Here is a 13,606-nt window from a genome sequence, read left to right as displayed (position 1 = left end):
TGGCCGAGCGCCGCAGCCGCTGCCTCTTGGCCCACGCCGACGCAGCCGTCCTGGTGCCCGACCAGGTATAGCCCGCAGTCAGTCGGCCGCGTCGCTTTGGGCAGCGGAGCCCCGTTCGAAGAGGCGCTGCCGTTCGGCTGCCACCACCGCTCGGACGAGTTCAGCCTCTGACAGGTCCACCGCCTCCGGGCTGGAATCGGCCATGTCGCTGACCCGGGCGAAGTCGTTGAAGATCCGCTTCTTCCCGGCCAGGAGTTCGGTGATCCGCTCGTCGACGCTGTCCTCGGTGAGCAGCCGGTGGACCTGCACCGACTGCACCTGCCCCATCCGGTGCGCACGGGCGATGGCCTGTGCCTCGGTGGTGGGCTTGAGCTGAGGTTCGCAGATGACGACGACGGATGCCGACTGGATGTTGAGCCCGACACCGCCGGCAACGATCTGGGCCACCAGGACGGCACCGTGCCTGGCGGCCGAGAACTGGTCGACCATCTGCTGGCGCTGCGCGGCTGGCACCGACCCGGTGAGTGGCCCGAAGACCGGGCCGGGCAACGACCGGGCGACCAGACTGAGCACCTCCCTGAAGTGGGAGAACACGATGACCCGACGCTCGTTCTCCTCCGCCTCGCGGACGATCTCGATAAGGCGCTGCAGTTTTGTGGACTGGGCTCCCTGGAGCATCGCCGCCTGGCGCATCTCCATGAAGTTGCCGCGCTCGACCGCACCGCGATACCGCGAACTGTCAGCCGCCGACAGGGGAAGCCACTCCTCGACCTCGATGAGCTCCGGGAGTTCGGTCAGCACGTCCTCCTGGTTCCGTCTCAGGTACGCCGGAGCGATCTGCCGGCGAAACGTCCGAGGCGACAGGTCGGTGGCGTCGACGGTGAGATCCGGTCGTACGTAGGAGGCCAGGTTGCGGAACTCGTCGACCTTGTTCTCCAGCGGCGTGCCGGTGAGCAGAATCGCCCTGTCCGCGCGCGTCACGAGTCGCCTCGTCCGCCTCGTCCGCTGTGCCTGCGGGTTCTTGATGTAGTGGGCCTCGTCGACGACGACGCACGCCAGGTCGCGGAGTTCCCCCAGCGCAGGCTCCCACCAGGCCAGTGTCTCGTAGGTCGTGACGGCGACACCGCCGTCGCGCATCCACGTGCGAGCCGCGCGGTCGCGTTCCGGCCCGTGGACCCGGCATACCTTCAGCTTCGACTTGTGGGAGACCTCGCGCATCCAGTTGGTCACCACAGCGGCCGGACAGATCACCAGGAAGTGCGTCTTGCCCCTGCTTTTCAGGTGTGCCAGCACCGCGATCGCCTCGACGGTCTTACCGAGGCCCATCTCGTCCCCGATGATGACCTTGCGCTGCACGAGGGCGAAGCGGGCAGCGAAGCTCTGGTACCCGCGCAGCGACGCCGTCAGATGCTCACCGTTGAGCGCCTGGTCGCGCACCGCCTGGATGATCTCTTCAGGAAGATCACCGTGCACCGCGTTCTCGTCCTCGGTGACGAACCCCAACTCGGCGAGCATGGCGAAGTAGTCGGCGGGCCGGGCGAGGAAGTCTTCCCACGGGTCCGCGCCGACGCTCGTGCGGCCGGATGCGGAAGACATGCCAAGCAACTCGGCTCGCCGCTTGACGGTCTGGATGCTCTCTGTCAGCCCTGCGACGGCAAGCTGCCTGATCGGGACGACGAGCAGGTGGGTGGTTTCGCTGCCGAGCGCTGCCCGCAGTGGCGCGAGTTCGGCAGCCCGTTCGAGGTCCGCAGCGGCTCCCCGGGTCTGGCGACACGCGTCCCAGTCGGCGAGGCGGCGCAGCAACTCGGTGGTTTCCGGACGGCGGCGGTTGATGTCGATGCGGACCGGCATCTCTTCGTACGTCGTCTGCCAGAGGGCCTGCGCCGCCCCGAGCATCCGCCGCGCGGACGTCTCCCCCACGCCCGGCAATGCCTGAAGCGACCGGCCGTGGCTCAGCACCTCCTGCACAGTGCTGATCCCCGCCTCGGTGAGCGCACCCAGTCGGAGACGATCACGGGTAGCTGTCTTCAACGCCTCCGTGGGCATTTCCTGAAGAACCCGTTGCACCTCGGCGCGTCTGACCTTCTCGCCTGCCGCCTGTGCCGCCGACCGGTATGCGGCCTCACCTGCGACGACCTTGGTGATGGCATCCAGCGCCTCCGGCAGGCCGCTGATGACCGACCGATCCAGGAGCTCGGGTGCCGGGCCGCGGTGTCCGGAGACGAGGCCGAAGCGCAGGGCGGGATCGAGCAGCGCCGGGAAACCGAGCCGGCGTGGGTCGACGGATGCGGTGAAGGCACCGAGCCGTTCCAGCCGACGGGGTCCATGGCCCCGGAGGACCGCCTCGTGGTGACGGCGCAGAAGCATGCCCGCCTGCTCCGCCGCGTGCTTCCTCTCCGCCCCGGTGAAGAAGCGACGCATGCCGAGCGCGGGGGCGACCTCGGCGATGAGGCGGGGGATGTCCGTGGCGAGGACGCGCAGCAACGCCTGTTCGCCGCTCGTCGGCACGGGGAGTGTGGCGCGTGCCCAGAGCCGCCCGACCACACCCGCGTCACTCGCCCGGAGTGCGAGCACCTGCCAGGCCGCCTGACCAGCCCGACCCACCATGACGCTGCGCGCCTGCAACGATCGCTCATCGTTGCTGGCCGCGTCCTGCACAGCCCGATGCCAGTTCTGTACTTCCTCGGCACGGTGACTCCACTGCCTGAAGTCGGCCGTGAGGCGACGAATCTCTTCGCGCTCCGTCTTGTTCATGCTCACCGCAGATATCGAGGGGTTTAGGGACGGTATCGTAGTGCACCCCTTACCCGAACGGGCTCTCCGAGGACCGCTGTCGGGAAGCTGACGCACGGCGTCTGTGGCATCTGCCGAGCTGTGCCGATTTCCCGGTCGTCAGTAGTGTCGGTGCTCGCCCGTAGGCTCTACGGGTTGTCGGTCTGGAGGTGACTGGTGCGGCTCGAGGATCTTTCGCCCGGCCTCCGGGTCAGCGGGGTGGTGCCCGGCGAGACAGTCTCGGTGCTCGCGGCGCAGTGGCACGGCCAGACTGCCGTCGAGCTGACCTACAAGACCCTCGACGGCAGTCTGCGCCAGCAGGTGCTCTTCCGGGCCGACGAGACCAAGCTGAGCCTCTCCGACGCGGGCAGCCGCCCGTTCGACGCCGACGCTCAGGACTTTCGGCTGGTCGCCGAGGCCCAGCGGATCTCCCTGGCCGGGTTGTTCGACCCGATGCTGGCGGTGGCCACCAGCGACGTGCGGCCGTTGCCTCACCAGATCCGTGCCGTCTACGGCGAGATGCTCGACCGCATGCCGCTGAGGTTCCTGCTGGCCGACGACCCCGGCGCCGGCAAGACGATCATGGCGGGCCTCTACATCAAGGAGCTCCTGCTCCGCGACGACGTGAAACGCTGCCTGATCGTGGCGCCCGGCGGGTTGGTCGACCAGTGGCAGGACGAGCTGTTCTTCAAATTCGGCCTGCGCTTCGACATCCTCTCCACGGCCATGGTTGACGCCGCCCTCGGGTCGAGCGTGTTCGAGCAGCATCCGCTGCTCATCGCGCGGATGGACCAGCTCGCGCGCAACGACGGCCTGGCCTCGCACCTCGACGACGCCGAATTCGACCTCGTCGTCGTCGACGAGGCGCACCGGATGGGCGCGCACTACTTCGGCGGCAAGGTCAACAAGACCCGGCGTTTCCAGCTCGGCGAGAGCCTGCGCGACCGCACGCGTCATCTGCTGCTGATGACAGCCACGCCGCACGCGGGCAAGGAGGAGGACTTCCAGCTCTTCCTCACCCTGCTCGAACGCGACGGCTTCGAGGGCAGGTTCAACGCCGGCGTCCACAACGCGGACACGAGCGGGCTGATGCGCCGCATGGTCAAGGAGGACCTGCTCACTTTCGAGGGCAAGCCGCTCTTCCCCGAACGCATCGCCCAAACCATCCCCTACGAACTGACCGCTGACGAGCAGGGCCTCTATGAGCGCGTGACTGAATACGTGCGCGAGGGGATGAACCGGGCCGAGCGGCTGGACGACAAGCGCCGTAACACGGTCGGCTTCGCATTGACGGTGCTCCAGCGACGCCTGGCCTCCAGCCCAGAGGCGATCCATCAGTCCCTGGTGCGCCGCGCCCAACGACTCAGGCGACGCCGAGACGACCTGCTCCACGGCCGGGGCGTCGGCGACGAGCCCACCCCGATCGATCCGCAGGACTGGGACGACGACGAGCACAGCGCCGAGGAAGTCGAGCAGCTCGAAGAGGAACTGCTCGACTCCGCAACGGCAGCCCGCACGATCGCCGAACTCAACACCGAGCTGGCCGAGCTCGACGAGCTCATCCGGGTCGCCCGCCGCGTCCGTGAGCTCGATACGGACCGCAAGTGGGTCGAGCTTCGCAAGATCCTGGTGGACAACGACCTCATCAATCCCGACGCCGACACACCACGCAAGCTGATCATCTTCACTGAGCACCGCGACACCCTCGACTATCTGGCCCGCAAGATCCGCTCGCTCTTCGGCAGGCCGGACACGGTGCAGGCCATCCACGGCGGGGTCCGCCGTGCCGACCGTCGGGCCGTCACCGAGGAGTTCACCAAGAACCCGGGCTGCCAGGTGCTCCTGGCTACCGACGCGGCCGGTGAGGGGCTCAACCTTCAGGCCGCCCACCTGATGGTCAACTACGACCTTCCGTGGAACCCCAACCGGATCGAGCAGCGCTTCGGCCGAATCCACCGGATCGGGCAGACGGAGGTGTGCCGGCTGTGGAATCTCGTGGCCGCCAACACCCGCGAGGGCGAGGTCTTCACCCGGTTGTTGCAGAAGGTCGAGGAGCAGCGCAAGGCCTATGGCGGCAAGGTCTTCGACGTCTTGGGCGCAGCCTTCGACGAAACGCCCCTGCGCGACCTGTTGATCAAAGCTATTCGTTACGGCGACCTCCCCGAGACCCGCGCCAAGATGGAGCAGGTCATCGACGCGTCGGTCGCCCACGGCCTCAAGGAACTCCTCGAGGAACGCGCGCTCACCCACGACGCCATGCCGGACGCCGACCTGGCCCAGGTGCAGCGGCTCATGGAGGAGGCCCGCGCCCGCCGGCTGCAACCCCACTACATCGAGTGGGCCTTCCGCCTCGCCTTCCAGCGCCTCGGCGGCCGGCTCGCCAGGCGCGAGCGTGGCCGCTACGAGATCACCCATGTTCCGGCTGCCGTACGTGCCGTCACCAGGCACGGGCCGGTGGCCACCCGCTACGAACGGGTCACGTTCGAGCTCGACTGCATCGAGGTGGCCGACAAGCCCCGCGCCGACCTGCTCGCCCCCGGCCATCCCCTCCACGACGCCGTAGCCGAACTCACCATCACCCAGCTCCGGCCGGTTCTCGATCGGGGCACCGTCCTCGTCTCCCCGGAGATCGAGGAGCCGGCCCTCCTGGTAGGCGTGGTCGAGGAGGTGGTCGACGGCACCGGGGAGTCGATCTCCCGCCGTTTCGGCTACGCCTACGTCGACGCCACCGGCCAGGTCAGGCCAGCCGGACCTGCGCCGTACCTCGACTGCGTGGCCGCCCCGCGAACCCCGGCTGTCGCCGCTGCACTGAAGCTGCCATGGCTTGGTGAGGCCGAGGCCCGGGCCCGCACCTGGATCATCGGGCACCAGCTCAAGGACTATCTGGCCGAGGTCTCGCCCCGCCGCCTCGCCGAGATCGAGCGCACCCGGGCACGGGTCGACCAGCGCTTGGCGCACGAGTCGAACCGGCTGACCGGGGAGGCGATCGCCGCCCAGGAGAAGGAGCAAGCCGGCACGAAGCCGAAGGAGAGCTCCGACAGCCTGATACGCAAGGCGCAGGAGCTCCAGGTCCGCCGGCAGGCCCGGCTGGCGTTGCTCGACCAGCAGGCTCAGTTGGTGACCAAGCCGCCGCGCATCATGACGGCCGCGCTCGTGCTGCCGTTGTCGATGGTCGACGCCGAGATCCCCGCCGAGGCGCCGATCCATGCCAAGGAAACCAAGGCCGTCGAGCGGCGCGGCGTCGAGCTGGTGCTCGCCGCCGAGCGCGCGCTCGGCCGGGAGCCGCGCGAACAGGCATTCAACAACCCGGGGTACGACATCCTGTCCATCCCCACCGACGGCAGCGCCTCGATCCGCATCGAGGTCAAGGCCCGCATCGAGGGTGCTGAGGACTTCTACGTCACCCACAACGAGGTCGTCACCGGCAAGAACGCCGTCCCCCACTACCGGCTCGCACTGGTCACCGTCAGCAAGGCCGGCCCCGAGCACGACCAGGTTCGGTACGTCGCCGACCCCTTCGCGGGCGTCAGCTTCGGCGACCTCGCCGCGACCGGCATCCGGGCCAGCTGGACCAAGGCCTGGGCCGCCGGCTCGGCACCTTTCTGAGTTATAAAGCTAGGGGACACCTCAGTTCGGCGAGGTCTAGTTGTCAGGGCGTCTCGGACTGCAAGGTGGCGACCAGGGATCGACGGGCACCTCGTATACGAGCCGGTAGCGGTCACCGGGAAAGACGATGTCGGCGGTCTCCACTGCGGTCTGCCCGGCGTAGTAGGTGCGCTCGACCGCGATCACCCACATGCCGCCGCGCCGGTCGAGTCCGAGGGCCTCCGCCTCTTCGGGCATCGCCGGCCGAGTGGTGACCTCTTCCACGAACCTGTCGATGGCCACGCCGATGAAGTCCATGCGGGCAACCACACCGATGACCGGACCTTGCTCCGGGTACTCGACCTGCGTGCCGCCGGTGATGGCCAGCGGCTCGTACGAGTAGGCGAGCTGGATGGGGACCCCGTCAGCCAGGTAGCGGTACCTGGTGAACATGACCGGCTCGTCGGGCTGTATGCCGAGCCGCTCTGCGGTCTGCGGTGCTGCCGGGATCCTCTCGCTGTGCGCCTCCCAGCTCGGCCGCCTGTCTGCGGCTTCGCTGTCCCGGGCGAACGGCGAAGTGCTGCCGATGCGCTTGCGCATGTCCCGAGAGTGGGCACGACGCACGAGCTGTGTCCGGTCGCGAACGTAGTTGCCCGACCCGCGCCGCCCCTCGATGAGTCCTTCGCTGCGGAGCAGCGTGAGGGCGTGCTTGACGATCGTGGTGGAGAAGCCCCAGCGCTGCTGGAGTTCCTTCTCGGTGGGGAGCTTGTCGCCGGGGGCCAGCTCGCCAGAGAGGATCCGCCTACGCAGGTCGTCAACGACTCGCAGGTAGTTGGGCGGTTCCTTGCCGGCCATGGATGACCCCTTGGATTTGCCGCACCGGCTTGCGTCAAGACGACCACGGCAATGATTCAGTTACGCGCGGATACCGTCGACCTTGAGGCTGTCAGTGAAGGTCGCCCACGCAACCGGGTCGAAGCTCAGCACGGCGGCCGCAGGGAACTTCGAGTCACGCACGTCGATCTGAGCACCCCGGTCGCGCACCTCGACGCACTGGCCATTGTTCCCGGATCGGGTCGACTTGCGCCAGAGGTCACGCCTCATGCCTGATCAGCTCCTTGACGAACTTGACGGACTCGGCCGGCGAGCGTGCCAGCGTCTTCAAATTGTCGTACGCGTCAGTCAGCCGCGCCAGGTCGCGAGCCGATTCGAGGAACAGTTCACCGGCCAGGGTCTCGACGTAGCCCAATGGTGGCTCGTCCTGCTCGAAGGCGAGCAGGGCGAAACCGCTGCTGACCGCCAGGTGGGCGCCGGCCTCGAAGCGTAGGACCTGGATGGTCACGTTGGGCAGGCGGCTCAACGTGACCAGTTGGTCAAGCTGCTCGCGTAGGACCTCCGGGCCACCGACCTCCGTGCGCACCGCCGCCTCGGACAGGATGGCGTGCAGCCGAAGCGGCGCGGGCTCGCGATGCAACACCTTCTGCCGGGTCATCCGGGCGGCGACGCGTTGGCTGATGGTGTCCTTGTCGGACTCCCGGCCGATCATGTTGACCTCGCGGGCATAGCGCTCGGTCTGCAACAGCCCCGGCACCAACATAGGCTCGAAGTTCTTCAGCTCGGCGGCCTCTTCCTCGTAGGCGATGTACGTCGCGTACCGGCCGCCGAGGCGCTGCCACCATCCTTCCTCGCGCAGGTCGCGGGCCTGTTCGAGCAGGGACGTGGCGGGCTCCTCGTCGATTCTCATGCCGTACGCGACCAGCAGCTCCATGACGTCGCCCGCACGGGGCTTGATCTCGCCGGACTCGATCCGGCTGATCCGTGACGACGAGCAGCGGACGAGCTTCGCCGCGTCCTCACCGGTCAGACCTTTGGCGTCGCGGAGTTTGCGCAGCTCCCGGCCGAGGCGGCGGGAGCGCGGTGTCGCTGGCGTGAATCGAGGCATGTCGCGATTCTGCCTCAGACCCGTCCACTCGTGTGCCCCGAGTCCGATGCTAATCGGAGATTGACGCAGAACAAGGACTTGCCTTGCATCACTTGATGCGCAACCCTGGACACATTACGCCCACGGATCGCTCCGCAGCGTGAGGTTCGCGGAGCAGGTCAAGCTGCACGGCCGAGGGCGGCGCGGCAACGCCCGTTTTCCCGCCCTGCCAGAGGTGAGAGTGATCGTGATGTCCGAAGTTGTGTCGATCGTGTTCGGCGGGTTGGTGCCGGGGTTCCTGCTCGGGCTGCTGGCCTTCCGGGTCAAGTCGCGGTGGTGTCCGCGCTGCGGGGAGTCCACGTTGGCCATGCCGCCGACGGAGCGGGAGCGGTGACCCGGCCTACACGGCGCACCGGCGACGAGCCGCCGATCGGGCGGCGGGTGGCGGAGCTGCGCGTCAGCCGGGGCATGAGCCAGCAGGTCTTCGCCGACCGGATCGGCAGGTCGAAGAGCTGGGTGGACAAGGTCGAGCGCGGCGTCCGTACCCTCGACCGGTTCTCGGTGATCGAGACGGTGGCCGCGACCCTCGGGGTCGCCCCGGCCGTCCTGCTCGGCGGCCGGGCCCAGCGGGGTTCGGCCACCGGCACCGGCACCGGCAGCGCCGTGGAGCGGGTGCGCGAGGCGTTGGCGCGCTACGACGTACCGAGAATCGGTGGCGACGGCCAGTCGGCGTCGTCGCCGCGCCAGCCTGCCGACCAGATCGGGTACGCCTGGACGGCGTACCGCAACGGCCACCACGCCCAGGTGTTGCGGATGCTGCCCGACCTGCTCGCCGACGCCCGCGCGGCTGGCGACGCGTCCGCCGCCGACCTGCCGGTGCGGGTCTATCGGCTCGCCGCCCAGGTGCTGGTCAAGCTCGGCAAGGCCGACCTGGCCTGGCTGGCGGCCGACCGGGCGATGAGCGGGGCCGCCGACGATCCACGGCTGGCCGGCCTGGCGGCGGTCTCCGTCTCCCAGGCGCTCCGGGCGCTACGTCAGGGCAAGCTGGCGATGGGTGCCGCCGCGGCCGCCGTGCACTGCCTCGACCTCGCCGAGTCCCGGGCGTTCCTGCCGGAGGAGCCCGCGCTGACAGGAACCCTGCTGACCGAGGCCGCTCTCGCCGCCGCCTCGTGCGGGGCCGTCGCCGCCGCTGCCGAGTTCACCGACCGGGCGGCCCAGCTCGCCGCCAGCCACGGCGAGCGGCACCACGACGACCACGACGGCATCGGGTTCGGCCCCACCACCGTCGAACTCACCCGCGCACTGACCGCCATGCGCCTCGGCGACCACCATCGGGCCGTCGCCGCCCACCGGCGGGCCACCGGCGACGACACCTGGCGTCTGCTCCCCGCCGAACACCGGGCCGCCCACCTCGTCGACATCACCCGCGCCCACCTCGACCTCGGCGACCATCATGCCGCCGGCCGCGCCCTTGTCACCGCCGACGGCATCGCCCCGGCCGAGACCCGCCTTCGCCCCGCCGCCCACGCCGCGCTGACCGCCGTGCTCCGCGCCGGCCCCACCGCCGCCGACGTGGCCCGCCTCGCCGCCACCGTCGGCCTGACCCGCAGGTGACCGATCTTCCCGTTCGACGTCGGCCATCTGAAATGAGGGCGGCCTCGGTCACGCGCCTTCACGCACAGGCCGTCGCTGCCTCTGGGCAGGCAGCCGCTGCATCAACTCCTGCCCCAGCGGCCACGACTGGTCCTGGTCGAGGATGGACTGAGCCAGGCAGGCCAGGCCGAGGGCAAGGGGCCATGACGCCGATCCTCTGATCTCTTCCGGCAGCATGGCCAACGGCTTCCTCGGGTTCCATCTCGTGATCGGTGCCAGGTCGACGGCCAGCACCTCGGTGACGTAGGGGCGCTCGACGAGCCGGACAGCCCGATCGAGCACCTCGTCGCTGGTGAGTTGGAGCAGGGTGACCACGCAGAATTCCGGCATGGCACCCCGGCTGACCCACCGACCGTGCCCCACGATCGCGCTGACCTCGATGTCCTGCTCGCTGATGTGGCATTCCTCCCGCAACTCCCGCTCCGCACCGCGGCGGACGATGTCTCCGAGCGTCAGCCCGGTGCCATCCTGTGGCACGTCGCGGGGTTCAAGAGCGCCAGAGCCGGACGGGGCGATGAGGCCAGGGCTGCCCACATTGTCCTTGGCCTGGGCCACGAGGATCAGTTGGCCGTCCGCCGTGAAGGCCAGCGAGGACACGCCGACAGTGTTGGCGAGTCGGCTGCGCCGAAAGGTCAGCAGTTTCCCACCCTGGTCGAGGATCAACTCCCTTCCCCGCAGAAGCGGCAGCTTCCTACCCGTTCCCCATACGTCGAACGGAGCCATCAGGTTGCTGCAAAAGAAGTCGAAATAGCGGCCGGGCCTCAGCTTGACAGCCGCGTCCTCGTCACCGGATGGCACATCGGAGGCCAGGCCGATAATGTCACCGTTGTACATGGCAGCGACGCGGGCACGACGCGCAAGAAAGTCGAACGACCAGATCCTGAGCTCGCGAGGGAGGCGATATGGCGAGGTTTCAAGCTCGGCCCTGACGGGCTGGTCGCGGAGCCGCGCGCACTCTTTCGCCATGACCACGCCGACGTCGTGTGCGCTTTTGACGATGGTCCCCAGACTGCTGAGTTGACTCGACAGGTCGCTGTAGTCGTCGCCGTCCCGCGACTGGAACCGCACCAACCGGGCCCGGCGACGATTGGCACGGATTTCCAGCACGGAAACGAAACAGCCGGCAGTTGCCGCCAGCACGCTGATCGCAACAGGAGGGTTGTGGATCGCGGTGGCGGCCCCGAAGGAGGTCAGCGCAATTCCCGCAGTGGTGACCCGATAGCGCCACAGACTTCTACGCCAGATGCTCATCGTCGTCACGACTTTCCTCGCAATTCCCAGCATCCGCGCCTCTCCCTGGTGCGCCCTGACAGCGGCAGCCGCATTGTAGCTACGCGACGAAAGCACCTCTGGGGCCACGAAGTCCGCTTGAGGAGAGTGGAATGCATTTGTCATGGTTGATAGCAATTCGGGGACACCAACGTTGGTACGTCGCTCTGCTAACGCCGAAAAGGTGCCGGTGGTGACGTGCGGGCGAAACAGCAGGCAGGAGGCTCCACGCGGAGCCCACAGCCGACCGCCGCCCGCAGGTAGGACCGCCCCGCCTCCGGCAACGCCGTGCGTCGACCCTCACCATCGACGGCCACTACCGCCTACCGCCCCCTGCCCCGCGATCTTGCAGTTGCGGCCCCGACAAAAGGAACAACACGCCCTATCGTGGGGCCGCAACCGCAAGATCGTGGGTGGGGCTGGGAGATCTTGGAGCGAAATGGCCCCTCCAGGGGCCGAAATCTTCCAAGATCTGCCGAATCCTCGTCTTCAACCCCGCCAGTTACACCTCACGGGGCGTGGTCGACGCGGCGCGCTGCCGCGTCCGGTGTTCGCGTACCTTGCGTCGGTTGCCGCACTCGGCCATCTGGCACCACACCCCCGTCCGGTTGCGGGCGTGGTCGTAGAAGACCCACCGGCAGTCCTCGGCCGGGCACATCTTCAGCCGACCCCAGGTGCCGTCGAGCGCGGCGACGGCCACCACGCCGAGCAGCCCGGCCAGCACCGCGTCGATGCCGGCACGCTCGGGGACGAACTGCGGCGTCGCGGCGTCGGCGAACCGCAGGTGTACGGGCAGCCGCGCGGCGACGCGGTTGAGCCGCTCCAGAGCCGCCGGGGCGGGGGCAGCAACCCGGGGGGCGGAGGGCCCGAGGGGGACAACAGCGGCGGCCCCGGTGCCGGCGATGGTGTCGCGCAGCGCCTCGCGCAACTCCACCGCCGCCCGCCGGTCCGCCTCGGTCAGCGCGGGCGGCACGCCCGGCCGGGTTGACCCACCAGGCCGGGGCGACCCAGCAGGGAGAGCGGCAAGTGACGAAGCGGCGGCGAGCCAGCCGGCCAGCCCTTCGACCGTGTCGAGCTCGTCGACGCCGCGCTCCAGATCGAGCGTGTTGACGAAGGACCGGACGACCTCCAGCCGGCCGGGTGCCTCCTGGCGCTTCACGGTCCCACCTCCCACATCGTCCCATCCCACACGTCGGTAACCACTCAAGAAGTTTAGAGGTTACAGTCGGCATCGCACCGGGTACCACCGTCCGCAACCGGACCGACACGCACGACGACCACGCCGAGGTGACTCCATGACGGCATCCGCCGACCTGAACCCCTCGTCCGCCGACGAGCGGGACGCCCATCCCGACGAGCGGGAAGCCCACCGCGAGGAGCGGGACGCCCGCCCTGACCCCGACGAGGAAGCGCCCGACCCCGGCGCGCGACGGCTCGGGCTGCTCGCCGTGTGCGTCGCCACCGCGCTGTGGGGCTTCGGCGGCACCGTCGCCAGCGACCTGTTCGACTCCGGGCTGCGCCCCGCCGAGCTGGTCGCCGCCCGTACCCTGATCAGCCTCGCCGGGCTCGGCCTGCTGCTCGCCCTGGCCCGCCGCCGTCCCGGCACGCCGAGGCGCACGGAGCCGATCGACTGGCCGCTGGTCGTCGCGTTCGGCCTGGCGATCGCCGTGGCCAACGCGTGCCTGTTCCTGGCCATCAGCCACCTGCCGGTCGCGGTCGCCATGGTGTTGCAGAATCTCGCCCCGGCGTTCGTGGTGGGGTGGCTGGTGGTGCTCGGCCGGTGCCGGCTCGGCGTCGCGATCGCCCTGGGGCTGGTCGTCGCCCTCGCCGGGGTGGCCCTGGTGGTGGAGCTGCCCACCACGCCGCTGGGCGAGGTGAACCTCCTCGGGGTCGGCTTCGGCATCGCCACCGCCGTCGGCGTGGCCGCCTTCTCGGTGCTGGGCAGCCGGGCCACCCGCAGGTACGGCGCGCTGCGCGCCAACACGTACGCGTTCGCCGTGTCCAGTGTGGCCTGGCTGCTCTACTTCGCGCCGCAGGGCGTGCCGGAGATCGTCGGGCGGCACGACCTGCTGCCCGGGGTGCTCTTCGTCGCGATCCTGGGCACCCTCGCCCCCTTCGTGCTCTTCTCCTGGGGCACGGCCCGGGTCGGCCCGCACGCGGGGGCGGTGAACATCTGCCTGGAGCCGGTGTTCAGCGCGGTCCTCGCCTGGACCTGGCTCGGCCAGTCGCTCAACGCCGTCCAGATCGCGGGTGGCCTGCTGGTCATCGGCGCGGTGGTCCACCTGCAGCGGCTCCGGGTCGGCTGAGGAGGCCGGTTACGCGCCACCGGCCGCCGCCGCTTCGCGCCACTGCGGCGGCAAGTACCCACTGTTAGCCTGAGTGGACACTCGGCGACGGTCAGGGGAA

The 13,606-nt window shown here is 69.3% G+C and carries 10 protein-coding genes; 4 read left to right on the top strand and 6 right to left on the bottom strand.

Going from position 1 to position 13,606, the window contains the following annotated elements; translation table 11 throughout:
• Positions 1-78: 78 nt before the first annotated feature.
• Positions 79-2,754, bottom strand: coding sequence for a DEAD/DEAH box helicase (locus LPU61_RS01695; protein WP_043964058.1), 2,676 nt, complete (start codon positions 2,752-2,754; stop codon positions 79-81).
• Positions 2,755-2,949: 195 nt separating this feature from the next.
• On the opposite strand from LPU61_RS01695, the gene LPU61_RS01690 reads away from it, so the two are divergent.
• Positions 2,950-6,378, top strand: a complete 3,429-nt coding sequence (locus LPU61_RS01690) for a helicase-related protein (RefSeq protein ID WP_229403865.1) — start codon at positions 2,950-2,952, stop codon at positions 6,376-6,378.
• Between the two features lie 36 nt (positions 6,379-6,414).
• Here the strand turns inward: LPU61_RS01690 and LPU61_RS01685 are convergent, their stop codons facing one another.
• From LPU61_RS01685 to LPU61_RS01675, 3 genes are read right to left on the bottom strand one after another with little or no spacing between them, the layout of a single operon-like run.
• A complete protein-coding gene (locus LPU61_RS01685) occupies positions 6,415-7,212 on the bottom strand; it encodes a GntR family transcriptional regulator (RefSeq protein WP_043962094.1) in 798 nt (265 codons plus the stop codon).
• A gap of 60 nt (positions 7,213-7,272) precedes the next feature.
• Positions 7,273-7,461, bottom strand: coding sequence for a DUF397 domain-containing protein (locus tag LPU61_RS01680; RefSeq protein ID WP_043962093.1), 189 nt, complete (start codon positions 7,459-7,461; stop codon positions 7,273-7,275).
• A complete protein-coding gene (locus LPU61_RS01675) occupies positions 7,451-8,299 on the bottom strand; it encodes a DUF5753 domain-containing protein (protein ID WP_043962092.1) in 849 nt (282 codons plus the stop codon). The genes LPU61_RS01680 and LPU61_RS01675 overlap by 11 nt, the downstream gene beginning before the upstream one ends.
• A 229-nt stretch (positions 8,300-8,528) precedes the next feature.
• On the opposite strand from LPU61_RS01675, the gene LPU61_RS01670 reads away from it, so the two are divergent.
• Together LPU61_RS01670 and LPU61_RS01665 are read left to right on the top strand one after the other, a co-directional pair.
• Positions 8,529-8,672: a hypothetical protein gene (locus LPU61_RS01670; RefSeq protein ID WP_199485977.1), complete on the top strand. Its 144-nt coding sequence runs from the start codon at positions 8,529-8,531 to the stop codon at positions 8,670-8,672.
• The gene (locus LPU61_RS01665; RefSeq protein ID WP_229403864.1) at positions 8,669-9,892 is read left to right on the top strand and encodes a helix-turn-helix domain-containing protein; all 1,224 of its coding nucleotides are present in this window, start codon (positions 8,669-8,671) and stop codon (positions 9,890-9,892) included. Before LPU61_RS01670 ends, LPU61_RS01665 begins: the two co-directional genes overlap by 4 nt.
• 48 nt (positions 9,893-9,940) lie before the next feature.
• On the opposite strand, the gene LPU61_RS01660 is transcribed toward LPU61_RS01665, so the two are convergent.
• Positions 9,941-11,191 carry a hypothetical protein gene (locus tag LPU61_RS01660; RefSeq protein ID WP_229403863.1) on the bottom strand — a complete coding sequence of 417 codons (1,251 nt, stop codon included), beginning with the start codon at positions 11,189-11,191 and terminating at the stop codon, positions 9,941-9,943.
• 511 nt (positions 11,192-11,702) lie between these two features.
• Positions 11,703-12,359, bottom strand: a complete 657-nt coding sequence (locus LPU61_RS01655) for a CGNR zinc finger domain-containing protein (protein ID WP_043962089.1) — start codon at positions 12,357-12,359, stop codon at positions 11,703-11,705.
• Positions 12,360-12,495: 136 nt separating this feature from the next.
• Here LPU61_RS01655 and LPU61_RS01650 point away from each other — a divergent pair, with 136 nt between their 5' ends.
• Positions 12,496-13,506 carry a DMT family transporter gene (locus LPU61_RS01650; RefSeq protein ID WP_043962088.1) on the top strand — a complete coding sequence of 337 codons (1,011 nt, stop codon included), beginning with the start codon at positions 12,496-12,498 and terminating at the stop codon, positions 13,504-13,506.
• Positions 13,507-13,606: the final 100 nt, after the last annotated feature.

It is taken from the genome of Micromonospora sp. NBRC 110038 (assembly GCF_020884815.1).
GTDB lineage: Bacteria > Actinomycetota > Actinomycetes > Mycobacteriales > Micromonosporaceae > Micromonospora > Micromonospora haikouensis.
Note: the sequence above shows the minus strand (reverse complement) of the source record. Positions and strands in the feature narration are given on the sequence as shown.

Excerpts from the sequence above, each read along its gene's own strand:
- LPU61_RS01695 (WP_043964058.1), bottom strand. The coding sequence starts at position 2,754 with ATGAACAAGACGGAGCGCGAAGAGATTCGTCGCCTCACGGCCGACTTC.
- LPU61_RS01685 (WP_043962094.1), bottom strand. The coding sequence starts at position 7,212 with ATGGCCGGCAAGGAACCGCCCAACTACCTGCGAGTCGTTGACGACCTG.
- LPU61_RS01680 (WP_043962093.1), bottom strand. The coding sequence starts at position 7,461 with ATGAGGCGTGACCTCTGGCGCAAGTCGACCCGATCCGGGAACAATGGC.
- LPU61_RS01675 (WP_043962092.1), bottom strand. The coding sequence starts at position 8,299 with ATGCCTCGATTCACGCCAGCGACACCGCGCTCCCGCCGCCTCGGCCGG.
- LPU61_RS01670 (WP_199485977.1), top strand. The coding sequence starts at position 8,529 with ATGTCCGAAGTTGTGTCGATCGTGTTCGGCGGGTTGGTGCCGGGGTTC.
- LPU61_RS01650 (WP_043962088.1), top strand. The coding sequence starts at position 12,496 with ATGACGGCATCCGCCGACCTGAACCCCTCGTCCGCCGACGAGCGGGAC.